The sequence below is a fragment of the Campylobacter sp. CH246 genome, assembly GCF_004378835.1.
GTDB lineage: Bacteria > Campylobacterota > Campylobacteria > Campylobacterales > Campylobacteraceae > Campylobacter_D > Campylobacter_D jejuni.
In genome coordinates, this window is record NZ_RYYA01000010.1 from 1 (window position 1) to 24,674 (window position 24,674).

Below are 24,674 nucleotides of genomic sequence, written 5' to 3' on the forward strand. Positions count from 1 at the left end.
TCCCTTGCGGCTTGCACCAAACAAACTTTTAACTAAGCCTATCTTCCTTTCTATTGATTTATTTTATTTTTTAATTTGTAGGTTTTTTTGTTGCATTCTCAATATTGTTTTGAATCTTTTCTTGTATTTTCACAGAATCAGCTTGTATTTTTCCTGTGTCAAAACTTCCTACAATATCAGCAATGAATTCACTTAAATCAATTTCGCTAAAATCTAATTTTTGAAATTCTTCAGGAGTGAATCCTCTACATTGAGGACCTTCTGCACTTCCCCAACCTTTTCCAAGTTGAGGGCGTCCTTGTTCATTGAATATTTAGCACTTTTATCAATAGATACCGAGCTATTTGAAACCTTATTATTAAAAAATACAAAATCAGTGCAAATGTGAAAAAACTGCTATATAACCTTAAAGAAATTGAAAAAATAATTTCAAATTCAAATGATGCACAGTGAAAATAAGAAAAGTAATAAGATAAACTTTCAAAATAAATCTGTCTTATTGCGTAAATATTAAAAATAAAAAATAACTAAAGTAGATGATCTCTGCCTAAATAAGTTTAAAAATATTCAAAAATTAAAAACAAAAGCTATGTTAACTTATTGTTTTTATATCATTCTAAATACAATATATAGTATTTTAATTAAGATTAAACCGCACCATTATTTAAAATTATAATCATTCAACTTAAAATACTAACTATTCAAAATCAAATTTCAACTTACAATTTCTTAAAGTTACAAAAAATAAAAAATATTGGTTTTTTTAAAAAACTTAAAAAATATTAAGATTTTTTTTAAGTATAAAGAATATAATTCTATCCGTTTTCAAAAACCATCCCTTAAAAAGGATTATTCAATGTTTGTTTTTATACCATTATTTACAATTTTTATTTTACTTGCAGGCGGATATTTTGCCAAAAGAATTAGCGTTTTAAAGCAAAAACAAGCTAGGACTTTTTTAGATTTTGCTATTATTTTTGCTTTACCTTGTTTGATTTTCGATAAAGCATATCATTTAAATTTTGATTTTTCATTGATTATTTTTATTTTTATTGGATTGTTTAGCTGTATATTAGCAGCCTTTTTTGCTATTTTTATTGGAAAAGTTTTTCATTTTTCTAAAGTAACTTTAGTCAGTATGTTTTTGCTTTCTTGTTTTGGAAATACTATATTTGTGGGTATGCCTATTGTTGCTGGTGTATTTAATGACCCACAATTTAGCGCTGAAGTTATATTTTACGATGCTTTAGCTACAACTTTACCTATATCACTTTTTGGACCTTTTATACTTTCTTTGGGAAATGGAGAAAAAGTCAGTTTGCTTACTAATGTTAAAAAAATTCTTAGTTTTCCACCTTTTTTAGCTTTGCTTTTTGGTTTTTTGTGTAAATTAATTGCTTTACCTGAATTTATTTTCTCTCCTATTCGTTTATTTGGTGCCTCTGCAACCCCTGTCGCACTTTTTGCTATAGGTTTAGGACTTGGCTTTATGGCGATTAAAACCTCTTACAAACCTACAATAGTTGTCATCTTTGCTAAAATGATTTTAGCTCCTTTATTTTTTGTATTTTGTTTAAAAATATTTAATTTAGAATTAAAAGATTCTACCATCGTTGCTATTATAGAAAGCGCAACTCCTACTATGACCTTAGCAGGAGCTATGGTAATGAAAGCTAAACTAGATAGCAATTTAGCCGTGAGTGCTGTAGCCTTTGGAGTTCTTTTTGCTTTTGTTTCTATGCCAATTTTGATTTGGGCTTTACTATAAGCTCAAATTATATGGCTAAATTTTTAGCTAATTCTTTAACTTTTTTAAGATCAACTTTTCCTGAACCTAGGAGGGGAATTTTTTCTATTTGAAAATAATATCTAGGTTTAAAAAGTGTAGGTATATTAGAATTTTTTATAGCCTCACATACTCCTTCAAAAATTTCATTATTACATTCTATGAGTAAAACAATTTGTTCCCCTTTTTTCTCATCTTCTAAAGATGTGGCACAAAATTTAACCACTTCAGTGTCTATAAATTTGGCAATTTCTTCTTCTATTGCACCCAAAGAAATCATCTCTCCGCCAATTTTTGCAAAGCGAGAATAACGATCGACAATATATAAAAAACCATCTTCATCCAAATGTCCCTTATCTCCCGTGTTATACCATCTTATACCATCAATTTCTTTAATAACTTCATCGGTTTTTTCTTTGTCATTAAGATAACCTACCATAACTTGATGACCGCCTATAAGTATGAGTCCATCTTCATTTGTTTTTAAATTTTCATAATTATTTGGATCAACAATACGCACTGCAGTTCCAGGTAGAGGCATTCCTACGCTTCCTTCTTTATTAGCACGATGTATAAGCCAATAATCTGCATCAAAACGATTCGGTAAATTTACACTCGCTACAGGTGTGGTTTCCGTAGCCCCATAACCTTCAAAAATGCTTTTTTTAAACTTCATTTCAAAAGCAATTCTTACTTCATTTTTTAGTTTTTCAGCACCTGATACAACTATTCTTAAACTTTCAAACATTAAAGCATCAAGCTTTTTATTTCTTGCATAAATTCCTAAAAAGGTTGAAGTTCCACACATAATAGTGACATTATTTTTAGCAACAGCTTTGGCAATCCCTAAAGCATCAGTTGGATCTGCAAAAGTGATACTTTTAATACCTTCAAGCAAAGGCAAAAACGTAGTTACTGTAAGTCCAAAAGCATGAAAAGGTGGCAAAGATGAGAGAATAACATCATTATTTCTTGTACAAAGCACATCAGAAATTTGTGCTATATTGCTTAAAATATTACGGTTATTTAGCATAACACCTTTTGGAGAACCTTCGCTTCCACTGCTAAATAAAATAGCTGCGATGGCAAGATTGTTTTTTGAAGGGGTAAAGATACTTTTAAGTATAAAACTAGGCATAATACTAACTGCTAACATCATGCTAAAAATTTTAGTTTTTTGCATTTTAAAATCTTCTACAATATCTTCAAAATAAATTAAATGTATATTTGTATCGAAATTTAGGTTTATACCTTTATTTGATAATTTTTCTAAAAAAGTTTTAGAAGTATAAATTTGTGAAATTTGCGCATTTTTTATAGCTGCTTTTAAAGCTTTTTCTCCAGCAGTAAAATTAAGATTTACTGCAATTTTTTCTGCGATTAAAACAGATAGATTGGTTAAAGAACTTGCAAAAGAAGCAGGTAGTAAAATTCCTATAGCTTCCTCTTTAGGGGCGTAACTTCCACGCTGAGGGTTAATGTTTAATTCTTTGGATTTTCTTTTAATAAAAAAACTAAGAAATAAGCTAAGAGTCAACATTTTTCTATAAGAAATATCTCCAGCTAATGTATCGATAATAGCTATTTGATTTAGATTTTTTTTAGCTGTATCTATCCAAGCTCTTGCTATAGTATGCATAGCTTCGCATTGTGATTTCCAAGCCATAAAAGAAAGTTCAAAAACTTTAGCTTTAACTTCATCTTTTTTAGAATGCAAAGGCATAGCTTTACCAAAAGCTATAGCAATTTTTCTTTTATTTAAAGTGCGGTTTCTTGCCGAAAATTCTTCATCACTCCTTGAAAAAGCGCTACCCCAAAGCCCTCTTATATAAAAAGGAATAATTTTTCCATCATCTTCACTTAAACATTCACAAGCTAATTCAAATCCTGCTTTAAATTCATTTAATTGTCCATGTCGCGAAAGTGTACCTTCAGGAAATAAGCAAACTAAATCACCTTCTTTAATATGCTTTGCTATCAGTTCTAAACTCGTCTTACTCCCTGTACTTGATACAGGAATAATACCAAATTTATCAAGAAAAATTTTAATATACCATTTAGAATAAATGCTTCTTTCCATAACAAAATAAATTTTTCTTGGAATTGCCATTTGTACAACAGCCCAATCAATAAAAGAAATATGATTACCCAAAAGCAAAGCTCCGCCTTTTTCTGGTATATTTTCAAAACCTTCCACAAGTAAACGGTATCGTTGTAAAAAAGCTATGCTTAAAAGTATACGCACTAAAGAAAAGGGGAGTTTTAAAAGTATGTAAAAACTTCCTATAAAGGTTACCAAAGCAATAAAATAAAACAAATAAATCACATTGATTTCAAATTTTGCAAATAAAGTTGCCAAGAGCAAAAATCCCAACATGGCAATATTTTGAAAAAAATTATTTCCTGCAAGAATTTGTCCTAATTCATTTTCTTTAGCATGAAATTGGATTAAAGTATTTAAAGGAATGATAAAAAGGGCTCCGCAAAATCCAAAAAAGAAAAATAAAAAACTATAACTTAATAAACTTATAAAACAAGGCATTAAAAAAGCCATTAAAAACATACCCAATGCACCAAGTGGAATAAATCCAAGTTCTATATAATTTTTTGAAAATTTACCAGCTACTAAAGAGCCTAAAATCATTCCTATACCAGAAAAAGCGAGTGAAATTTGCACATAAAAAGTATTTTCTATGAAAAGTTCATTTTTAGCAAAGACAGGAAAGCTGACAAGATAAAGTTGAGATATAGCCCAAAAAAATGAAATTCCAATTATGCAAAGCCAAATAGTTTTATTTTTAAAAACAAGCTTAAGATTATTTATTAGAAGTTTTCCACGAATATAGTCTTTTTTATTAAAAACTAAATCTTTATTTGTTTGTTTGAGCTTAGGTAAACGCCACGCAAAAAATACTTCGATACAAGAAAATAAAATTAGCACAATTCCTAAAGGCGCTACTTCTTTTAAAATTTCATCTGTTTGATTATATGTGGAACTATAAAGACTTTCAAAACTTAAAGAAAAAAAAGCCATTCCTGCTAAGATTGCCACAATGCTTACTGCATTAATTACACCATTACCCATAGCAAGAAAGTCTTTTCCTACGAGTTCTTTAATAAAACCGTATTTGCTTGGTGAATAAATCGCTGCTTGTGCTCCCATTATAAAAGTAAAAATAAAAGCCATCCAAAAAGCACCGCTATAGTAACAAATGCATATTATTGAAGTGAGTATAACATTGAAAATGGTTGAAATTTTCATTATAATATTTTTTGGATATTTATCCGCTAAAAAACCCGAAGGAGAAAGCATAAGAATAAAAGGAAGTAAAATCAAAGCATTAACCATAACATTTAAAAATAACTGCTCACTTCCTTCATAGGTTTTATAAATAGTATTTTGAATAATAATTTTATGTCCCAAATCTACAAAAGCATTGATGAATGCTATAAGTAAAAAAGGAATTAATCCGTAAATTTTCAAAAAAGATTTTTTTTGCATTATTTAAACCTCGTCAATTAGCACTTATTTTACAAAATAAAAAATTTATCAGTTTTTAGGAAAATTATCTATATTATCTTTTAAAATAACTCCATCGATTTTTAATTTATAAAATTTTTTAAAATTCTCTAATTTGTCAACAATCATTAAAACCCTACTATCAAAAACATAAAATTCTGCGACTTTGCTAGCAAATTTTGCAAGTTTTTTATCATTACAAAGCAAAAACTTAGCTCCTAAAGCATTGGCTAAAAATATTTCGTCTTTATTTTGAACTAAAATAGCAAATTCAAAATCATTTTGACTTAAATAAGAAATCAATTTTTCATCATAAATAATACAATAAACTTTATTATCTTTAACTTCTTCAACACTTTCAATAAAAGAAAAATCTAAGTTTTTTAATAATTTATGTCCAATAATAAGCATTTTTTTCCTTAGCTCTATTTTTTATTATTTTGTAAATTATACTTATAAAATTGTTACCAAGCAAGATGGCGCAGCGGACGGGGCTCGAACCCGCGACCTCCGCCGTGACAGGGCGGCATTCTAACCAGCTGAACTACCGCTGCATCCAAAGTAAAGAAGTAGAGATTATAAAACCTATTTATGATTTTATAAAATGGTGGTCACTATAAGACTCGAACTTATGACATCCACCTTGTAAGGGTGGCGCTCTACCAACTGAGCTAAGCGACCTATGATTGGCGACCCCTAGAGGATTTGAACCTCTGTTTCCACACAGAGAGAGTGTTGTCCTGGGCCACTAGACGAAAGGGTCATAACCCTAACAATAAAAATGGTGTCCCGTGTTGGATTCGAACCAACGGCCCCCTCCTTAAAAGGGAGATGCTCTACCGGCTGAGCTAACGAGACAATATGGCGCAGCGGACGGGGCTCGAACCCGCGACCTCCGCCGTGACAGGGCGGCATTCTAACCAGCTGAACTACCGCTGCATCCAAAGTAAAGAAGTAGAGATTATAAAACCTATTTATGATTTTATAAAATGGTGGTCACTATAAGACTCGAACTTATGACATCCACCTTGTAAGGGTGGCGCTCTACCAACTGAGCTAAGCGACCTTTATAATGGTGTCCCGTGTTGGATTCGAACCAACGGCCCCCTCCTTAAAAGGGAGATGCTCTACCGGCTGAGCTAACGAGACATTTTCTGAAATAAAAATGTGATTATGCCAAAATTAGCTCTATTTGTCAAGCTTTTTTAAATCATTTTTGGCATTTTCTCTCCAAATAACGAGAAAATATACTTATAGGTAAAGTCAAAGCAAGATATGTAATAGCCAAAATTACATAAGCTTCAAGAGTAGCAAAAGTATAAGAATTTATCTCTTGTGCACTTTGGGTTAATTCATTTACAGCAATAACGCTTAATAAGGAACTATCTTTAATTAAATTTGCAAATTGTCCACTCAGTGGTGCTAAAATATTTTTTAAAGCTTGGGGAAAAATTACATACGCAAAAACCTGCATTTCTTTTAACCCTAAAGCCCTAGCGCTCTCAAGCTGAGATATAGAAATACTTAAAATTCCAGCTCTAAATATTTCAGCTAAGTAAGCAGCAGAAAAACATGATAAAATAATAACTCCAGCCACATATCGATTATCAAGTCCTAAATTATTTGCAATGATATAATATATCAATAATACCTGCACTAGTAAAGGGGTTCCTCTGACAAGCTCTATGTAAAATGTAGATAAAAATCTTAAAAAAACAATCGAACTTAAAGAAAAAGCACAAAAAACTCCACCCAAAATTATACTCAACAATAAAGAAAAAAAGCTGATTATTAAAGTATTTAAAAAACCTTGAAGAAATTTTTCTTTATAGGTCGCAATTGCACTAAAATCAAAATGATAAGCACTTATACTAAAACTACAATAACAAAACAATATTAAAAATAAAATCAAAAGAATTAAATTAGTGATTATTTTTGACTTTGATAGAGGTTTTAAAGGTTTAAAATTCTTATTTTTTTGAATAAACAAAGACAATAAAAATCTCCAAAATTACAATTTATTCATTTCTTAAAGTATCTAAAATATTAATTTGAGTTGCTTTTTTTGCAGGATAAAAAGATGATAAAGCTATGATTATTAAAGCACCCACAATGGTTAAAGAAAAATCCATTAAAGACAAATCAAGCGGTAATTTACTGGTTCCATAAACATCAGCAGGTAAAGTTACAATATCAAAATTTCCTAAAAGCCATAAAGCAAAAAATGCAAGTACCACACCCACTATCATACCGCCACCACCAATAAGCATACCTAAGGCAAAAAAACTCTTTTTTACCTCATTTTTGCTTGCACCTAGAGCAAGTAAAAGTGCTATTTCACTGCGACGATTCATTACTATCATCAATAAAGAACTTACTATATTTAAACTTGCAACCAAAATAATAAGCATCAACACTATAAAAAGCGCTCTTTTTTCAAGTTCTAAGGCTGAAAAGAAATTTTTATTTTGTTCCCACCAACCTACCACAGCATAATCATCTTTTAAATAAGATTTAATTTTTTCAACATCCTTGAAAGCATTATCACTATATACATGAATTCCATCATAATTTGGATTTTTAGGCATTCCAAGTACTTTTTTCAATGCATCAACATCTGTATACATATAAGCCTTATCATAAAATGCAAGCCCTGAAGTAAAACGCGCTTTAACATCAAAACGTTTAGTTTGCGGTACTAAAGAAAATCCACTAGGATTAAGATTTGAAAAAATAAGTGAAAGTTTGTCATTTTTATGCAAACCAAATTCATCAGTAAGTGCTGATCCTACAAGTATATCAAAACCACTTAAATTCTCATCCTTTAAAGCTTTAGCAACGACTTCGTTTATTTTTTTTTCATCATTAAATTTAACACCAAAAAGCACACCACCCTCAAAACGATTATCTCCCTTTATAACAACTTGAGTGCTTAAATAAGGGCTAAATAACAAATTTGGAAATGTTTTTCTTAACTCATCTATAAATTCATCATTTACAGGAGCATAGAATTTAGGCAAAATGGTAATAGGATAATTCATCACAAAAAAGCGTTTTTCAAATTCTTTATCAAAACCATTCATAATTGCCATAGCTACAAGCAAAACGCAAAGTCCTACACAAACTCCTAAAAAGGCCAAAAGCATAGAAAGATTGATAAAGGGTTGCTCTTTATCAAATCTTAAATATTTAAAAAGTAAATATTTTAAAACGCTTTTATTCAAGCTAAAATTCCTTGCTTAGGACCACTTTTTCCATGGCATTCTTTAAATTTTTTTCCACTTCCGCAAGGACAAGGAGCATTGCGTGGAACTTTTTTAAATTCAGCTTCGCCAAGATTATCTTCACTTGCGCCCATTTCTACTGAGCTTTGAAGTAGCTTTTCATTTTCTTCATTGGCTTTATTTTCTAAATTTTGCGCCTCTTCTTGATTAAATTGCACGCTAAAAAGTAGTTTAATACTATCAAATTTAATACGATTAACAAGCTCCAAGAAAAGATTATAACTTTCTTTCTTATATTCCACAAGAGGATCTTTTTGATTGTATCCACGAAGTCCTATTCCTGTTTTTAAAATATCCATTTGATACAAATGCTCTCTCCAAGCATTATCCAAAACTTGCAAATATAAAATACGCTCTATATTACGCAATTCTTTAATCTCAAGTCTTGACATCTTTTCGTTATAAGAATTTTCAAGAATTTGGCTTAGCTTATCTTGCATTTCAATGACGCTTAAATTCTCAAAATCTTTTTCACTAATCTGAGTTGAACATTCATATAAAATTTTTGCTTTCAAATTTTCAAAATTTACATTAGAACCGCTTTCATCAAGCATATAATCATTCATTACATTTGCACTATATTCAGCGATATTTTGAGAAATTTTAGCTCTAATATCATAGTTTTCATCTAAAAGCTCATTGCGATAACGATAAATAGTTTTTCTTTGTTCATTTGCTACATCATCGTATTCTAACAAATGCTTTCTGCTTTCAAAATGCAAGCTTTCTACTTTTTTTTGCGCATTTTCAACCGCTCTTGTAACGATTCTTGACTCTATGCTTTCACCCTCTTCTATACCTAAGCGATCCATGATGCTTTTGATACGATCTCCGCCAAAAATTCTTAAAAGATTATCTTCTAAACTTAGATAAAAACGACTTATTCCAGGATCACCTTGTCTTCCTGCACGACCACGAAGCTGATTATCAATACGGCGGCTTTCATGTCTTTCTGTACCGATGATATAAAGCCCACCCAAAGCCCTAATCTCATCATCGATTTTTATATCCACACCACGACCTGCCATATTTGTAGCGATAGTTACAGCACCTTTTTTACCTGCATCTTGGATAATCAAAGCTTCTTGCTCGTGATTTTTAGCATTTAAAACATGATGAGGGATTTTCTCTTTTACAAGCATATTGTGAAAAACTTCACTGCGCTCTATACTTGCGGTTCCTACAAGCACAGGCTGACCTTTAGCATTAGCTTTTTTAATCTCTTCAATTACGGCTTTAAATTTTTCATTTTGAGTTTTATAGATAAGATCATCTTTATCTTGTCTTTTAATAGGAATATTTGTCGGTATAGAAATAACATCTAAACTATAAATTTGAGAAAATTCAGTCGCTTCTGTTTGTGCAGTTCCTGTCATACCTGCAAGTTTATTGTACATTCTAAAATAATTTTGAAAAGTAATATCTGCTAGAGTTTGGCTTTCTTCTTGAATTTTTACATTTTCTTTAGCTTCTAAAGCTTGATGCAATCCTTCGCTAAAACGACGCCCTTCACTTAAACGCCCTGTAAATTCATCAACGATGATAACTTCATTATTTCTTAAAACATAATGCACATCTTTTTCAAAAAGATTATGCGCCTTTAAAGCTTGATCAAGCTGATGTGCTAAGATAGCATTATCAAGACTGTATAAATTTTCTACACCAAAAAGTTTTTCAGCTTTAGCAATACCTGCTTCTGTAATTAAAATATTACGATTTTTCTCATCTACTACAAAATCACCCTCAGGTTTTGCAGGGGGTAAAACTGCTTCACCTTTTTGCATTTGCTTAGCTACTTCATTAGCTTTAATATAACCATCTAAAGTGCGATTTGTAGGACCGCTGATGATAAGCGGAGTTCTTGCCTCATCAATTAAAATACTATCTACTTCATCTACAATAACAAAATTATGCTCTCTTTGAACTTTTTCAACTTTTGAAAATTTCATATTATCACGCAAATAATCAAAACCAAACTCATTATTGGTTCCATAAGTAATATCACAATCATAAGCTTGCTTGTGTTCTATATCACTATTTTGAGAAGAAAGCACCACGCCAACACTAAAACCTAAAAAATTATAAATCGCACTCATTTGCTCAGCGTCTCTTTTGGCTAGATAATCATTTACTGTAACGACATGTACGCCTTTGCCACTCATGGCATTTAAAACAACAGGTAAGGTTGCTACAAGAGTTTTACCTTCTCCTGTTTTCATTTCTGCGATTTTTCCATCGTGTAAAACCATACCACCGATTAACTGCACATCAAAATGACGCATATTTAAAGTTCTCTTACCTGTCTCTCTGACTATAGCAAAAACATCATTTAAAACATCATTTTCGTTTTTTTCTCCGCTTAAAATTTGCTCTTTAAATTTTGCAAATTCGGCTTTTAATTCATCATCGCTTAAATTTTGATAGTTGCCTTCTAAAGCATTGATTTGTGCTACACGCTTGAAATATTTCTTAATTTCACGATCATTTTTTGTGCCAAACACGGCTTTTAAAGTATTTAAAAACATTTTTAAACCTTTATAAATTTTTCAAACTATCATTATAACGATTATTTAATTAAAATTAGCTAGAATGACATAAAAAATATATTTTTTTAAGGAAAATAAATGAAAAAAACATTCTTGATATTTTTTATTTTTATAGGACAACTTTTTGCCCTTGATCTTAATTTTAATACCTTTTCAAGCAATTTTATCCAAATAGTAAAATCCAAAAACTCTACACTTTCTTATTCTGGGCATTTTATACTGAGCAAAGATCAAGCATATTGGAGTTATGATACTCCTAGTAAAAAAGAGATTTATATCAACAAAAATCAAGTAACCATAGTAGAGCACGATCTAGAACAAGTCATTTTCTCTCATCTTGATAACATTCCAAATCTTAATGAAATTTTCAAAAAAGCAAGTCTTATAGATAAGGATAAACTTGCAGCAAAATATGATAATATAAACTATACAATTAAGCTTAATCAAGAGCAAATTCAAAGCATATCCTATAAAGATGAATTTGAAAATGATGTTATAATCAATCTAAACAATCAAATTAAAAATCCAAAAATTAATTCCGATATTTTCAAGGCAAAAATTCCGCAAAATTATGATATAGTTCGCTAATTTTGCGTTGAATTCTCATCAAGCTTTATATCATAGCCTGTTTGTGGCAAATGATAGGGCTTGCTTGCGTTATTTTCTTTGAATATTTGTGGAGGATTGGCGATTAAATCTCTTTTAATTTTTTCTTCTATATCTGGAGTCATTTTAGGTGTATTTAAATTATCTATATTGATTTCTCCATTGTCATTTCTATTTTCTTCATCTGGATCTTTGAAAAGCTGTTCAACTTGCTTGGCTTCTAAATTTGGAACACTAGGAGTTGGGATCTTTTCAACACTAGGAACTTGAGTTTTAGGAACTTCTAAGTTTTCAAGTGCTTTTTTTACCTCGCTACCCATACCTTTCTCTTTAGCCTCAGTGCTTTCTAAAAAGCGTTTAAACTCCTCTAAATCAAATTTTTCCACTCCACTTAAAGATATGATATATATATCATCTAGTTTAATCTTATATTTCTTATCTAAAAATTTTTCTAAAGTTTTTTTAAAATTATTTTTTCCAATTTCTGTAAAAATATCTTCATAAAAAAACCCTGAAATTACTGTATTTACAGCATCAATTAACTTATTTTCATTTTCTTTTAAATTATTTCCATCAAATTCTAAAGAAATTTCAACTTTTTTAAGAACATTTGCCCCACTTTTAGAATATAAATCTGTTCTTATTTTATCTATTTCAAGATTTTGAGCATTTAAACTCATAACCAAAAAAACACTTAAAAATATTTTTTTCATTTAATGCCTTTAAATGATTTGTTCTTGTATTTCGAGATCTAAAAAATTATGTTTTTTATAAAATTCGATCACATTAGAATCTATTTTTAAAATATTAGCAAAATAAAATCCAAAATTTATCTTTTTTGTAGAATAAATTTTTAAAGTATTTGGGTTTGTAGCGCGAGAAAGAGCGACATAAAGCTGTCCATTTTCAAAAATATGATCAATATCACACACTAATTTTTCAATACTCATACCTTGTGATTTGTGTATGGTAATAGCATAAGCTAATTTAATAGGAAACTGTGTAACACTTGCGAGAATATTAACAACAAAATCTTTACCTGATTGCTCAAGTTCTTCCATGAAAAAAGTATAAGGTTCAAGTAAAATTTTCATCCCATTATTTTTAATAATGCTAATATAAATTTTCTCCTCTTCATAAAGAATATCTTCTACAATGCCTTGCTCTCCATTATAATAATTCTTATCCCAATTATTTACACAAAAAATAATACGAGCGCCTATTTTAATATTTAATTCTTCCAATATATTTAAGCTTCTAATCCAAGAATCAAGTTCTTCATCTTTTATTCTCTTATCTTCTTTTTTAACCTGAGCCTTAAAGCATACAAGCGGGGTCTCAAGTTTGCTTAATTTTTCTTGATTAATATTGTTTACTTTTTTATTAATACCACAAAGTAAAGTATAATCATCTTCTAAATTTTCTAATTCTTTATAATCAATTCGCAAAGATTCAAAAAAGCTTAAAATTTTTTCATCTAAAAAACCTTGTCTAATCAAAGATAAATGGTTATAAAATTCCATATTTTGCGTTCTTTTAGGTTGAGAAAGTTTAATATTCTTAAAATTTAAATCTTGCCAAAAAAATGAAGAAAAAGCATAATAAGAATGATTAAATAAAGTTTCTTTTTTTTCTTTAATTACGGGAGGTAATTGAAAAAAATCTCCTACAACTAAAATTTTTCCATTAAATTGAGAATTTTTAAGTCTAAAGCCTATCATTTCAAAAACACTTGCACTAACCATGGAAATTTCATCGATAATAATAAGCTCAATCGTTTTTAAAAGCTCTTTAAGTTTTGTTAATTTTTCTTTTTGTTTTTGATTGCGATCCAATGCACTTAATTTCATCATGTCATCGCAATGCCCTAAACAAAAAAAGCTGTGTAAAGTAACACCGCCTATATTAAACGCCGATAGAGCGCTAGAACCAAGAGCTATGGCTAATTTTTTTTGTTTTCTATAAGATTTGATAAGCTCATTTGTCAAAAAACTTTTACCAACTCCAGCACCACCACTTAAAAAAACATTATCATAAGCTAAAATTTTTTCTAGTTTATCAAGCATTATATTTCCTTGGCTTTAATTATAACTATTTTTTCTAAAAGGTTGATTATGAAATCTTGTTTATATTTTACTTTCATAGTGCTATTTTTAACAGCTTGTTCAACAAAAAATTTAACTTCACTTCATCATGAAAATTTAGAACAAAAAAATGAAAATCAACATTATGCAAAACTTGAATACGAACAAAATGTAAGCATTTTGCCACAATTTGCTTACGATATTAATTTTGATGCAAAACGATATAAAAAATATTTCTTTAACCCTTGGCATGATTCATTTAAAAATTACAAAGAACAAAATATTTTTTGGTCCTTTCCTTTATATTTAAATTCAAAAAATACTTATTATTTTTTCAATAAACAAATTATTCCGCTTTCATGGTTTAAAAACGCTATAAATAACGCAAATATCCAAGAATTTGGCAAACTTAATCAAAAAGCTTTAATTATCCAAAATACAATCATTAAAAATCTTCCAACCCAAAGAGCTATCTTAAAAAATCCTTTTTTTGAAAATGAAGGAATTCCTTTTGACTATGCAAGCGATGGCATTTTAAATGCTGGAACCCCTGTCTTAATTTCACATTTTAGTAAAGATAAGCGTTATGCTTTTGTTTTAGGTGAAGCTGGATTTGGATTTGTTGAAAGTAAAAATTTGGAATTTTTCTCAAACGATAGAGCGAAAATCTATGAAAATCTCAACTTTATCACACCACTAAAAGAAAAATTTGCTATCTATAGCGAGGATGGTAAATTTTTCTTTGAAAGTAGAATTGGTGCTATCTATCCTTACTACAAAGAAGATAAAAACTATTTTTATGGAAAAATAGGCTCTAAAAAATATAAAATTTCTAAAAAGGATGTATCTAAATTTCCTTTACAATTCAATGATAAAAATTTAAAAAATCAACTTTCACAAGTTTTAAATTTGCCTTATGGCTGGGGCGGTTATAATTTTGAAAGAGATTGTTCTTTACTAACTCGTGATATCTTTTCAGCTTTTGGACTTTATCTACCGAGAAATTCGGCTGCACAAAAAAATTCTTTTAATCATTTTGATATAAGCACTCTTAGCAATTCTCAAAAAAAAGATTTTTTAAACCGCTTTGGGAAAGCTTATCTAAGCTTACTTTATTTACCTGGACATATTATGCTTTATGCAGGACAAATTACAGATAATAATATTGCCATACATAATATATGGGGCTTAAGAAAAGATTCAACCCAAAGACTTCTCATAAGTTCTAGTGTCATCACTTCTTTAGAAATAGGAAAAAATGAAATTTTAGAAGATAATTTGCTTTTATCAAGACTTAAGGAAATAAGTTTTATAAATTTAAACGAACAAGAAAAAGAACAAATAAAAAGCTATCTTGAAAATATACAAAACAAATAAGATTTATTGTTTTAATCAATAAATCTTTTAGTTAAATCTGCAAAATATTCTATGCGTCTATCTCGCAAAAAAGGCCACCAACGACGCACATTTTCACTTCTTTTTTTATCTATTTCTATGATTTTTACACATTCGTTTTGAGAATCTAAAAGACAAAACTCTTCACCTTGAGGGCCAAAAACAAAAGAATTTCCCCAAAATCTAATGCCCTCTTCTACCCCACTTACATCTTTTTCAAAACCTACTCTATTGACAGCTACTACATATAAACCATTAGCTATAGCATGTCCTTTTTGTACACCAAGCCAAGCATTGAGTTGTCTTTGTTTTTCTTCATCTTTATCCTTATCAAACCAACCAATTGCCGTGGGATAAATAAGAATCTCAGCTCCTTTTAAAGCCATAATTCTTGCTGCTTCAGGATACCACTGATCCCAACAAATAAGCACTCCAAGCTTGCCTAAACTTGTATTTATAGGTTCAAAACCCAAATCTCCAGGAGTAAAATAAAATTTTTCATAAAAACAAGGATCATCGGGTATGTGCATTTTGCGATATTTGCCTGCTATAGAACCATCTTTTTCAAAAACCACTGCAGTATTATGATAAAGTCCGGCACTTCGTTTTTCAAATAATGAAGTAATAAGCACTATTTGATTTTTTCTAGCTATATTTGCCCAAAATTTCACATCTTTTTCATAATCATTAGCATAGTCAAAAAAATCCACATTTTCACTTTGACAAAAATACTCACTTTGATGAAGTTCTCCTAAACAAACAAGCTCAGCTCCTTGTTTAGAGGCTTCTTCTATAAATTCGCAAGTTTTTTTTATAGTTTGTTCTTTATTTAAATGAAATTTTTGTTGTATTAAAGCGATTTTCATTGTCTTTGCCTTTCTTGTTCTGCATCATCATAAGGATCTAAATGAATTTGTATATCCCATTTTTCATTTTCAAACATCTTGCGCACACCTTCTTCTATTTCATCTGAAATTTTATGCGCATTTAAAAGCGAAATTATAGGACAAAAAACCAAATGCACGCTTAAATAATTACAACTTGGGGTTTTACGCGTCTTTAATTCATGATAAGAAATTATTTCAGGATTATTAGAAATTAAAGTGCAAATTTTATCTACTTGTTCCTTAGGTAAAGCTTCATCCATTAAAAAAGCCAAAGCTTTTTTAATGATTTTAAAAGCAGAAAATGCCGTATAAAGACTGATCACTATCCCAAAAATAGCATCAATAATATGTAAATTTGTAAAATAAATTAAAACCAAAGCCCCAAAAGTGCAGGCATTGGTTAAGCAATCTGTTTTGTAATGCAAAGCATCACTTTCTATAATCAAACTTTTGGTTTTTTTAGCTACATAATTTAAAAAAAGTACAAGAAAAAAAGTCATAACTAAAGCAAAAATCATCACATAAATGCTTGAATTTAAATCTTTAATTTCTTCTTTATAATAAATCTTTAAAATACTCTCATAAAAAATAAAAACCCCAACGCCAACTATAAAAACACCTTCTAACAAACCCATTAAAGCTTCGATTTTGGAAAAACCAAAATTATAATTTTCATTCGCCTTTTGTGAGCTTTTTTTAAGGGCTAAAAAATTAAAAGCAGAAATAGCAAAATCCATCAAAGAATCAATCGCACTTGAAAGCACTGCAACAGAACCACTTGTTAAGCCTATTATAAATTTAACCAAGGCTAAAACAATAGCACATAAACTTGCTACAAGAGTTGCTTTTTTTTGCAAACTCATCTTAAACCTTTGAAACGATTTTGACAAGAACAATGCAAAGAACCATTTTGTCGTAAAAACACTCTTGCATCTACTCCTATAATTTTATGACTAGGTAAAGCTTTAGAAAGTCTTTTAGCTATGATTTCATCATTTTTATCCTTATAAAAAGGCACAATTAAAGCATTATTTATAAAAACAAAATTCGCATAAGTTGCGCCCAATCTTCTTCCTTCATAGTATAAAGGATTAGGTATAGGAAGTTCTACTAAATCAAAGCCTGTTTTTTTAAGCTCTTCTTTCATTTTTTGCAAAGGCAAATAATGCTCATCCTCTTCATCTTCACAAATACAATGTGCTATGGTATTTTTATCTATAAATCTTGCTAAGGTATCGATATGATGATCTGTATCATCACCTTTTATGAAACCATTTTCTAGCCAAATAATTTGTTTTAAACCAAAAATTTCTTTTAATTTTATATCAATTTGAGTTTTGTTTAGATGAGAATTTCTATTTTGATTTAAAAGACAATGAGAGCTTGTAAGCATCACACCCTCTCCATTAAAGTCAATGCTTCCTCCTTCTAAAATAAAATCCACCTTTTTAAGCCTCTCTTTAAATTTTTCTTTAAAAAGTTTAGAATTTACAGCATTATCAAGCTCACTTTGAAATTTATTTCCCCAAGCATTAAAAGTAAAATCAAGAGCCTTTAAACGACCATTTTCTACTATATCTATAGCTCCAAAATCGCGTATCCAAGTATCATTAGTATCACATTTAAAAAACTCTACATTTTTTATATCTTTAAAATTTTCAAAATCACCCTGTTTAGGAGCTATAAGTAAAACTTTTTGAAATTCACTCACTACTTTTACAAATTCTTTATAACTTTGTAAAATTTCCTCTAAGTAGGGATTCCAATCGCTTTTTTCATGGGGTAAAGAAAGCATGAGGTATTCTTGCTCACTCCATTCAGGAATTGATTTTATCATTTAACTACCTTTTTTGATAATAAAATTATAATTGTATCATTTTTTAGACTTTTGTCAAATTTAAGAAGATTGCCTCGATATTTCGAGGCTTTAGAGTATTATTTAAAAAAGATTTTCATTTCATCATTGCTTAAAACAAGTTTTCCATTTTCATTTGAAATTTTAAAAGTTCCTTTGAAATTTGAAAGGAAAGAATTTTCAAAATCCATTACATCCATTGGATGACAAAGCATTTGAGTTGAAGCTACGCGATCACCTTCGATTTGCAAAGTATCTGCCTTAGTTTGGTAAGAACCAAAAAAACGATTACATCCTGAATAACCATAAAATTTATTATTTTCAAAACTAATATTTGGACTTTCCTCTGCATTTTTTGGATTATAAGTTTTGCCATTCACTATAATTTTTTCTATTTTGAAAAGCTGATTTTGTACAAGTTCATTATTGCCTTTAGAAGCAGATGGAGTAACAGAAGTACTAGCACAACCTGTAAAAAAAGCTGCAGCTAAAGCAATTTTAAGAGTTTTTTTCATTTTATTCCTTTAAATTTGAAATTGGTTAAGTTCGCTTTCGAGATTATGACACACTATTTTTAACTCATCTGCAACTTGAAGTAGAATTTTAGAAATTTCTTCATTCTTTTCGCTTACTTCAACATTTTCTTGCATACGAGAAAGCAAATTTTGTATATTCTCTTGGGAAATTTTTATTTTTTTAGTGCATTGAGTTACCAAAGTTCTAGCATCTTGATTGCATAATTTAACCTCATTAGCATCATCAACCAATAAGGCAGTATCATCATTTAAAGCTTGTACACTTTGAGCATTTTTCTTTAATTCTGTGCTAACCTCATTAATACTTTGCAAAAGCTCTTTTGTAATTTGAGCTACATTTCCCAAAAATTCTTCACTGTTCTGAGCCAACTGCCTAACATCCTCAGCAATTACAGAAAAACCTCGTCCAAATGCACCAGCCCTAGCTGCTTCTATGCCAGCATTTAGAGATAGTAAATTGGTTTTATCTGCGATCTCATCCATCATTTGAGTTGCTTTTTGTATATTATCTGCTTGATTGACCATGTTTTCAACTTTTTTAGCCAATTCATTTTCATTTTGGGATACTGTTGATACTTTATTAGCAACATTAAACAAAGATTTAAGCATTTGTTCTAATAATAAAAAGGATTTTTCATTGGCACTATTTGCTTTATTTGACAAACTAGCAAGTTCTCCAAGTTCATTGCCAACATTTGCACCAAGTTTAAAACTTTGATCTATTTGCTTATGACTTTGTGAACTGATATCACTTAAAGAAATAGCATTTGAATTTAAAAGATTGCTTTGTTTTTCTACATTTTTTGAATTATGACTTGCACCGCTAACTGCCTTGTGAGTTTTTTCGATAAATTGATTGATATATCCACAAGCTAAAGCAATTTCATCTTGACCTTTAACTGAAATACGAGCTTTTAAATTGCCACTTCCTTGAGCTAATTCTTTAGCATGATTTAAAAGCTCTAAAACAGGCTTTCCAACAACAACTTTAAGCATTAAAAGAACCACACAAAGGGTAAAAATCAAAGCAATAGTAAATATTATAATATAAGATTGACTGGTTTTACTTATATCTTTTTGAACACCTTCTAAAGAATGCGATATATCCATAACCCCTATCACACTCTCTACATTAGCATTTGCATGACAAGCAACACAACTTTCATCTGCAATCAAAGGGCGTATCAATCTTAAATGCACAACACCATTTACATTTTCTTCTAAAGCTTGAATTTTAGGATTTGAAAATTGTTCTATAATACGCTTATCATTTGAAATTTGAGGGGCTTTCATCTCAAAAAGATCTATAGTATCTTTTGAAGGATAAATTTTAATATCACTAATACCCTCTATACTTTTTGCATCTTCAATGGCTTCTTTAATTTTTTCAGGATCTCCTAAATTCATAGCCATTCTCATTGTTTGAAAAACAGAAGTACTTACGGTATCTAAATTTGCCCTGCTCATTTTATTGGCAGTATTTTTAAAATCCAAATTTAAAATCACTTGCATTACAATAAAACTTATAAGCAACACCACAAAAATTGCAGCAGAAACCTTAAATCCTATAGTTTTAAACATCATAGTTTCCTAAAAATAAAATTTTTCGGAAATATTTTACACATAATTTATTTAATTTTTATTGAATTATGTGTAAAAAACATAACATTCCATTAAACTTAATGTAAGAAATGTCTTACTCCTGTAAAATAAAGCGCCATACCATACTCATCAGCCGCCTTTACCACTTCATCATCTCTTATACTTCCGCCTGGTTCTACTATAGCTTTAACCCCTACTTTACTTGCTTCATCTATGCTATCTCTAAAAGGAAAAAAGGCTTCACTTGCTAAAACGCAACCTTGCAAATCAAGTCCCATTTCTTTAGCTTTAGCGATTGCTGCCTTTGCTGCATCGATTCTACTTGTCATACCCATACCTATAGCCACCATAGCGCCATTTTTTACATAAACAACATTGTTTGATTTGGTAAACGCTGCTATTTTCATAGCGATTTCAAGATCTTTTAATTCTTCCTTACTTGCCTCTCTTTGACTCATAAGCTTTGCATTTTTAAGCTCATCTTCGCCCACTTCATCACTGTTTTGATACACAAAACCCCCATCAATATGTTTAAAATCATATTTATCAAAACTGCGGATTAAAAACGGACTTTCTTGAGTGAAAATTTTAATGCGTTTTTTACCTTCAAACACGGCTAAAGCTTTTTCATCTACATTGGCTGCAATGATTACTTCTACATAAATTTCATTGATTTTATTTGCTAAAGCCTCATCAAGAGTTCCATTGATTGCAACCACTCCTCCATAAGCACTGACGCTATCGCATTTTAAAGCATGTATATAGCTTTGTACTAAATTTTCTTTTATAGCAAAACCGCAAGGATTTCCATGTTTTACTATAGCAATAGCTGGAGCTTTATCGAAACTACTAGCTAAATTTAAAGCTGCGTTAATATCGGTTAGATTGTTAAAACTTGCTTCGCCTTTAAGGGCTTTGAAATTTGCGCTAAAAAAGGCATCAAACTCGTATAAAGCCCCTTTTTGATGTGGATTTTCTCCATATTTTGTATCAAATACTTTTTGTCCTACTATAAATTTACTCGCTCCAAAACCTCCGTTAAAGCGTTCATTCATATAATTTGCAATATAAGCATCGTAATTTGCTGTATGCTCATAAGCTTTTATCATCAAATTTAAACGAAAATTCTCATCATTTTGACCTTTTTTTAAAGTCTCAATCACTTTTTCATAATCAAGTGGATCGCAAAGCACCATCACATCTTTATAGTTCTTTGCTGCACTTCTTATCATCGCAGGTCCGCCTATGTCGATATTTTCTATAATTTCATCAAAATCATCGCTCATAATGGTAGTTTTTTTAAAAGGATATAAATTTACACAAACTAGATCAATGCCTAAAATTTCATTTTCTTTTGCTTGTTTGATATGATTTTCATCGCTTCTTTTATGCAAAATCCCACCGTGAATCTTAGGGTGCAAAGTCTTCACACGCCCTTCAAAAAGCTCAGGACTCTTTGTAAAATCACTCACTTCTATAACTTTTATTCCATTTTCTTTTAAAAGCTTAAAAGTCCCCCCAGTTGAAAGAATCTCAAAACCTAAATTTTCAAGCTCTTTGCCAAATTCTACTATGCCTTCTTTATCACTCACACTAAGTAATGCTCTCATTTTTACCTTTCTAAATGTTTTTTAACTTTTTCATAAGCTTCGTTGATTTTTTGAAATTTCTCTACGCCGATTTTAAGCTCTTCTTCGCTAACATTGTTTGCATTTAAAATATCAGGATGGTATTTTTTTGCCAAATTGCGGTATTGTTTTTTTACCGCATTTAAATCCGCATTATTTGGAAGTTCTAAAATAGCAAAAGCTTCATCAAGACTTAATTCTTTTTTAGTACTTTTTAAATTTGAAAGACTTGCTATAAAAGCGTCTAGTTCGCTTTTTGCTATATCAAAGGCTTTAGCGATTTGCTCTAAAATTTCACGCTTTTTAGCATTAAAATCTGCATCGATTAAAGCCATAAAAACAAGCACACGCAAGACATTAAAACGCTCATTTTTAGGCAAAGGCACTTCTTTTAAAAAATCTTTTGCCACATAAAAAGCATCGCTTAAATTTTCTTTATGTTCGTTAAAACTTGCTTTTAAAAAAGCTCTTTCTTTTTCATCTTTGGCATTTGCATCTAAAAGATCTTTGATCATTTCAGCTTCATTTTCACTTACCCTGCCATCGCTTTTTGCAATTTTTGCCAAAAGTGCGATAACATAGTAATTCATACGCCTTTTAAACTCATCCATTCTTTCTTCCATAACCCCACGAGCAAAACCCTTAGCAAAGCCTTTGGCTCCTCTTGTAGCTGAGTTTAAAAAATCCTGTTTTCCCCAAGTTTTATAATACCAGTAAAACACCAAAACAACGAGTATAATTAAAACTAAAGTCATTGGATTTGCTCTTTAAAACTTTCAAAATAAAGCTTATCAAGTTCAGCCTTGCTTAACTCAATGCTATCAAGTTTAAAATGTTTTTGGCTTGTACTCACACCTAATTTATAAGCTTTTACTCCAAATTCTTTAGCTAAATTTAAAAAAGCTTCTTCATTTTCTTTACTAAGCCCTATTATAGCACGACTTGCACTCTCATCAAAAATCATTTTTTCATCATCAAAATCACTTGTTAAATTTGCACCCACACTAGAAATAGCAAACATTTTTGCCAAAGTCATAGCAATACCCCCTATTCCTACGCTATTGGCACACTCAAGTAAAGAATTTTGATTGGCTTTATAAAGCAAATCCCAAAGTGCAAGTTCAGCTTTATAATCAAGCTCTTTAAGACTTCCTGATACTTTTTTATCTTGGATTTTCATTACCATAGATCCACTAAATTCTCCTAAACTTTCACCCAAAAGATAAACGCTTAAATTTTCTTTTTCAAAACTAGCTTTTAGGGTTTTATTTGCATCTTCTAAAACCCCTACACTTACTATAGTAGGACTTGGATAAATACTTACGCCTTCAGTTTCATTATAAAGCGAAACATTGCCGCTTACTACTGGGGTATTTAACTCTTTACAAGCTTCTTTAATACCTTCGCAACCTTGTGCGAATTGCCACATCACTTCAGGATTTTGCGGATTTCCATAATTTAAACAATCGCTTATTGCCAAAGGTTTAGCCCCCGTACAAGCAACTTTTCTTCCTGCAGAAGCTACTGCTAAAGCTGCTCCTATTTTAGGATTTACATAATTTAAGCGTGAATTACATTCTATAGCCATAGCCACACTTGCACCATTTTCTTTGATACGAATAACACTAGCACCTAATCTTCCATCAGCTTTTATGGTATTGGTTTGCACACTTGAATCAAATTGATCATAAATAAAAGCTTTATTATTAATATTTTCATTTTGAAGCATTTGTATAAAAAGCTCTTGAACGCTTGATTTTAACTCAAATTTATAATTTTTAATTTCACTTAAATATTTTGGTTCACTTGTAGGGCGACTTAAAATCGGCGCTTTTTCACTTAAAGGCTCGATAGGAATAAGTCCTACAAGCTCATCATGCCAAAAAAGCTCCATTTTTCCTGTATTGGTAACTTCACCCATAACCACAGCATCTAAATCCCATTTTTTGAAAATCTCTATAACCTTATCTTCATAGCCTTTTTTCGCACAAATAAGCATTCTTTCTTGAGATTCGCTAAGCATTAACTCATAAGGAGTCATACCGCTTTCACGCATAGGAGTTTTATCTAAGTAAAGTTTCATGCCACTGCCACTTCTTCCTGCCATTTCAAAAGAACTTGAAGTAAGCCCTGCAGCACCCATATCTTGAATACCCACAATATAATCGGTTTTAAAAAGCTCTAAACAAGCCTCCATAAGAAGTTTTTCACTGAAAGGATCGCCAATTTGCACTGTAGGACGCAAAGATTTGCTTTCTTCATTGAAGCTATCACTTGCCATAACCGCTCCACCAAGTCCATCACGCCCTGTTTTTGAACCCACATAAATCACAGGATTTCCTACACCTTCAGCCTTAGCATAAAAGATATCTTCACTTTTACAAACCCCTAAAGCAAAGGCATTAACTAAGATATTTCCATTAAAACACTCATCAAAAGCACATTCTCCGCCTATAGTTGGCACACCCATGCAATTTCCATAATGAGAAATTCCATTTACCACGCCTTTAACAAGGTATTTTTGATGTTTGCCGCATTTTTCATCATGAATATCGCCAAATTTTAAAGAATTTAGCCCCGCAACCACTCTTGCACCCATAGTAAAAACATCACGCAAAATTCCCCCTACTCCTGTAGCCGCACCTGCAAAAGGTTCGATAAAACTAGGGTGATTGTGACTTTCCACTTTAAAAACCGCTGCCATACCTTGCCCGATATCAATAACCCCTGCGTTTTCACCTGGACCTTGAATCACCCAAGGTGCTTTAGTTGGAAAACCATTAAGATATTTTTTACTGGATTTATAAGAGCAATGCTCACTCCACATCGCAGAAATAACCCCAAGTTCTAATAAATTTGGCTCACGTCCTAAAATTTCTAAAATTTGTGCATATTCTTCATCGCTGATTTTATGTGCTTTTATGGTTTCTTTATCCATTTCTATC

At 30.5% G+C, this 24,674-nt stretch carries 18 protein-coding genes, 7 tRNA genes and 1 pseudogene; 3 read left to right on the forward strand and 23 right to left on the reverse strand.

The window, feature by feature from the left end:
* Positions 1 to 70 precede the first annotated feature (70 nt).
* Positions 71 to 313 (reverse strand): annotated as a pseudogene (traN, locus tag ELQ06_RS09115) (conjugal transfer protein TraN); the annotation flags it as partial.
* Positions 314 to 856: 543 nt separating this feature from the next.
* Between traN and ELQ06_RS07635 the strand changes: the two are divergent.
* Positions 857 to 1,768 (forward strand): AEC family transporter, encoded by a 912-nt coding sequence (locus tag ELQ06_RS07635; protein WP_040966549.1) that lies wholly within the window; start codon positions 857 to 859, stop codon positions 1,766 to 1,768.
* A gap of 7 nt (positions 1,769 to 1,775) precedes the next feature.
* On the opposite strand, the gene ELQ06_RS07640 is transcribed toward ELQ06_RS07635, so the two are convergent.
* From ELQ06_RS07640 to secA, 12 genes are all read right to left on the reverse strand, one after another.
* The gene (locus tag ELQ06_RS07640) at positions 1,776 to 5,288 is read right to left on the reverse strand and encodes an acyl-[ACP]--phospholipid O-acyltransferase (protein WP_052798063.1); all 3,513 of its coding nucleotides are present in this window, start codon (positions 5,286 to 5,288) and stop codon (positions 1,776 to 1,778) included.
* A gap of 48 nt (positions 5,289 to 5,336) precedes the next feature.
* Positions 5,337 to 5,717, reverse strand: a complete 381-nt coding sequence (locus ELQ06_RS07645; RefSeq protein ID WP_052776120.1) for a hypothetical protein — start codon at positions 5,715 to 5,717, stop codon at positions 5,337 to 5,339.
* A gap of 66 nt (positions 5,718 to 5,783) precedes the next feature.
* Positions 5,784 to 5,860, reverse strand: a tRNA-Asp gene (locus ELQ06_RS07650).
* A 51-nt stretch (positions 5,861 to 5,911) separates the two neighbouring features.
* Positions 5,912 to 5,987 (reverse strand) — tRNA-Val (locus ELQ06_RS07655).
* 6 nt (positions 5,988 to 5,993) lie between these two features.
* Positions 5,994 to 6,069, reverse strand: a tRNA-Arg gene (locus ELQ06_RS07660).
* Between the two features lie 19 nt (positions 6,070 to 6,088).
* Positions 6,089 to 6,164: transfer RNA gene (locus tag ELQ06_RS07665), tRNA-Lys, on the reverse strand.
* A gap of 4 nt (positions 6,165 to 6,168) precedes the next feature.
* Positions 6,169 to 6,245, reverse strand: a tRNA-Asp gene (locus tag ELQ06_RS07670).
* A 51-nt stretch (positions 6,246 to 6,296) separates the two neighbouring features.
* Positions 6,297 to 6,372 (reverse strand) — tRNA-Val (locus ELQ06_RS07675).
* Positions 6,373 to 6,379: 7 nt separating this feature from the next.
* A tRNA-Lys gene (locus ELQ06_RS07680) sits at positions 6,380 to 6,455 on the reverse strand.
* A gap of 61 nt (positions 6,456 to 6,516) precedes the next feature.
* Positions 6,517 to 7,302, reverse strand: a complete 786-nt coding sequence (locus ELQ06_RS07685) for an amino acid ABC transporter permease (protein ID WP_052793828.1) — start codon at positions 7,300 to 7,302, stop codon at positions 6,517 to 6,519.
* A 22-nt stretch (positions 7,303 to 7,324) separates the two neighbouring features.
* Complete coding sequence (locus ELQ06_RS07690) at positions 7,325 to 8,530, reverse strand: ABC transporter permease (protein WP_052793827.1); 1,206 nt, start codon at positions 8,528 to 8,530, stop codon at positions 7,325 to 7,327.
* On the reverse strand, positions 8,527 to 11,115 hold the full coding sequence (gene secA, locus ELQ06_RS07695) for a preprotein translocase subunit SecA (RefSeq protein WP_052793826.1): 2,589 nt from the start codon (positions 11,113 to 11,115) through the stop codon (positions 8,527 to 8,529). Before secA ends, ELQ06_RS07690 begins: the two co-directional genes overlap by 4 nt.
* A 99-nt stretch (positions 11,116 to 11,214) precedes the next feature.
* On the opposite strand from secA, the gene lolA reads away from it, so the two are divergent.
* The gene (gene lolA, locus ELQ06_RS07700) at positions 11,215 to 11,724 is read left to right on the forward strand and encodes a LolA-like outer membrane lipoprotein chaperone (RefSeq protein ID WP_052781796.1); all 510 of its coding nucleotides are present in this window, start codon (positions 11,215 to 11,217) and stop codon (positions 11,722 to 11,724) included.
* On the opposite strand, the gene ELQ06_RS07705 is transcribed toward lolA, so the two are convergent.
* Together ELQ06_RS07705 and pif1 are read right to left on the reverse strand one after the other, a co-directional pair.
* Positions 11,721 to 12,455 (reverse strand): hypothetical protein, encoded by a 735-nt coding sequence (locus ELQ06_RS07705; protein WP_052776116.1) that lies wholly within the window; start codon positions 12,453 to 12,455, stop codon positions 11,721 to 11,723. The genes lolA and ELQ06_RS07705 overlap by 4 nt on opposite strands.
* Positions 12,456 to 12,464: 9 nt before the next feature.
* Entirely contained in the window at positions 12,465 to 13,808 is a 1,344-nt protein-coding gene (gene pif1 / locus ELQ06_RS07710; protein WP_052776115.1) for an ATP-dependent DNA helicase Pif1, read from the reverse strand.
* 48 nt (positions 13,809 to 13,856) lie between these two features.
* Between pif1 and ELQ06_RS07715 the strand changes: the two genes are divergently transcribed.
* The gene (locus ELQ06_RS07715) at positions 13,857 to 15,203 is read left to right on the forward strand and encodes an SH3 domain-containing C40 family peptidase (protein ID WP_002892972.1); all 1,347 of its coding nucleotides are present in this window, start codon (positions 13,857 to 13,859) and stop codon (positions 15,201 to 15,203) included.
* An 11-nt stretch (positions 15,204 to 15,214) separates the two neighbouring features.
* Here ELQ06_RS07715 and ELQ06_RS07720 read toward each other — a convergent pair whose 3' ends face one another.
* The 8 genes from ELQ06_RS07720 to purL all read right to left on the reverse strand — a co-directional run bounded on the left by ELQ06_RS07720 (position 15,215) and on the right by purL (position 24,667).
* Positions 15,215 to 16,087, reverse strand: coding sequence for an N-carbamoylputrescine amidohydrolase (locus tag ELQ06_RS07720; RefSeq protein ID WP_002892970.1), 873 nt, complete (start codon positions 16,085 to 16,087; stop codon positions 15,215 to 15,217).
* Entirely contained in the window at positions 16,084 to 16,971 is an 888-nt protein-coding gene (locus ELQ06_RS07725; RefSeq protein WP_002892968.1) for a cation diffusion facilitator family transporter, read from the reverse strand. Before ELQ06_RS07725 ends, ELQ06_RS07720 begins: the two co-directional genes overlap by 4 nt.
* On the reverse strand, positions 16,968 to 17,945 hold the full coding sequence (locus ELQ06_RS07730) for an agmatine/peptidylarginine deiminase (protein WP_052793825.1): 978 nt from the start codon (positions 17,943 to 17,945) through the stop codon (positions 16,968 to 16,970). Before ELQ06_RS07730 ends, ELQ06_RS07725 begins: the two co-directional genes overlap by 4 nt.
* 98 nt (positions 17,946 to 18,043) lie before the next feature.
* Positions 18,044 to 18,478, reverse strand: coding sequence for an META domain-containing protein (locus tag ELQ06_RS07735; RefSeq protein WP_052776112.1), 435 nt, complete (start codon positions 18,476 to 18,478; stop codon positions 18,044 to 18,046).
* 9 nt (positions 18,479 to 18,487) lie between these two features.
* Complete coding sequence (locus tag ELQ06_RS07740) at positions 18,488 to 20,080, reverse strand: methyl-accepting chemotaxis protein (protein ID WP_052798043.1); 1,593 nt, start codon at positions 20,078 to 20,080, stop codon at positions 18,488 to 18,490.
* 98 nt (positions 20,081 to 20,178) lie between these two features.
* Positions 20,179 to 21,711 carry a bifunctional phosphoribosylaminoimidazolecarboxamide formyltransferase/IMP cyclohydrolase gene (gene purH, locus ELQ06_RS07745; RefSeq protein WP_002853339.1) on the reverse strand — a complete coding sequence of 511 codons (1,533 nt, stop codon included), beginning with the start codon at positions 21,709 to 21,711 and terminating at the stop codon, positions 20,179 to 20,181.
* Between the two features lie 2 nt (positions 21,712 to 21,713).
* A complete protein-coding gene (locus ELQ06_RS07750) occupies positions 21,714 to 22,484 on the reverse strand; it encodes a DnaJ family molecular chaperone (RefSeq protein ID WP_002853334.1) in 771 nt (256 codons plus the stop codon).
* Positions 22,481 to 24,667, reverse strand: coding sequence for a phosphoribosylformylglycinamidine synthase subunit PurL (gene purL, locus ELQ06_RS07755; protein ID WP_002853351.1), 2,187 nt, complete (start codon positions 24,665 to 24,667; stop codon positions 22,481 to 22,483). Before purL ends, ELQ06_RS07750 begins: the two co-directional genes overlap by 4 nt.
* Positions 24,668 to 24,674 lie beyond the last annotated feature (7 nt).

Excerpts from the sequence above, each read along its gene's own strand:
- secA (WP_052793826.1), bottom strand. The coding sequence starts at position 11,115 with ATGTTTTTAAATACTTTAAAAGCCGTGTTTGGCACAAAAAATGATCGT.
- lolA (WP_052781796.1), top strand. The coding sequence starts at position 11,215 with ATGAAAAAAACATTCTTGATATTTTTTATTTTTATAGGACAACTTTTT.
- purH (WP_002853339.1), bottom strand. The coding sequence starts at position 21,711 with ATGAGAGCATTACTTAGTGTGAGTGATAAAGAAGGCATAGTAGAATTT.
- ELQ06_RS07645 (WP_052776120.1), bottom strand. The coding sequence starts at position 5,717 with ATGCTTATTATTGGACATAAATTATTAAAAAACTTAGATTTTTCTTTT.
- purL (WP_002853351.1), bottom strand. The coding sequence starts at position 24,667 with ATGGATAAAGAAACCATAAAAGCACATAAAATCAGCGATGAAGAATAT.
- ELQ06_RS07725 (WP_002892968.1), bottom strand. The coding sequence starts at position 16,971 with ATGAGTTTGCAAAAAAAAGCAACTCTTGTAGCAAGTTTATGTGCTATT.
- pif1 (WP_052776115.1), bottom strand. The coding sequence starts at position 13,808 with ATGCTTGATAAACTAGAAAAAATTTTAGCTTATGATAATGTTTTTTTA.
- ELQ06_RS07750 (WP_002853334.1), bottom strand. The coding sequence starts at position 22,484 with ATGACTTTAGTTTTAATTATACTCGTTGTTTTGGTGTTTTACTGGTAT.
- ELQ06_RS07730 (WP_052793825.1), bottom strand. The coding sequence starts at position 17,945 with ATGATAAAATCAATTCCTGAATGGAGTGAGCAAGAATACCTCATGCTT.
- ELQ06_RS07735 (WP_052776112.1), bottom strand. The coding sequence starts at position 18,478 with ATGAAAAAAACTCTTAAAATTGCTTTAGCTGCAGCTTTTTTTACAGGT.
- ELQ06_RS07640 (WP_052798063.1), bottom strand. The coding sequence starts at position 5,288 with ATGCAAAAAAAATCTTTTTTGAAAATTTACGGATTAATTCCTTTTTTA.
- ELQ06_RS07705 (WP_052776116.1), bottom strand. The coding sequence starts at position 12,455 with ATGAAAAAAATATTTTTAAGTGTTTTTTTGGTTATGAGTTTAAATGCT.
- ELQ06_RS07715 (WP_002892972.1), top strand. The coding sequence starts at position 13,857 with ATGAAATCTTGTTTATATTTTACTTTCATAGTGCTATTTTTAACAGCT.
- ELQ06_RS07720 (WP_002892970.1), bottom strand. The coding sequence starts at position 16,087 with ATGAAAATCGCTTTAATACAACAAAAATTTCATTTAAATAAAGAACAA.
- ELQ06_RS07635 (WP_040966549.1), top strand. The coding sequence starts at position 857 with ATGTTTGTTTTTATACCATTATTTACAATTTTTATTTTACTTGCAGGC.
- ELQ06_RS07740 (WP_052798043.1), bottom strand. The coding sequence starts at position 20,080 with ATGTTTAAAACTATAGGATTTAAGGTTTCTGCTGCAATTTTTGTGGTG.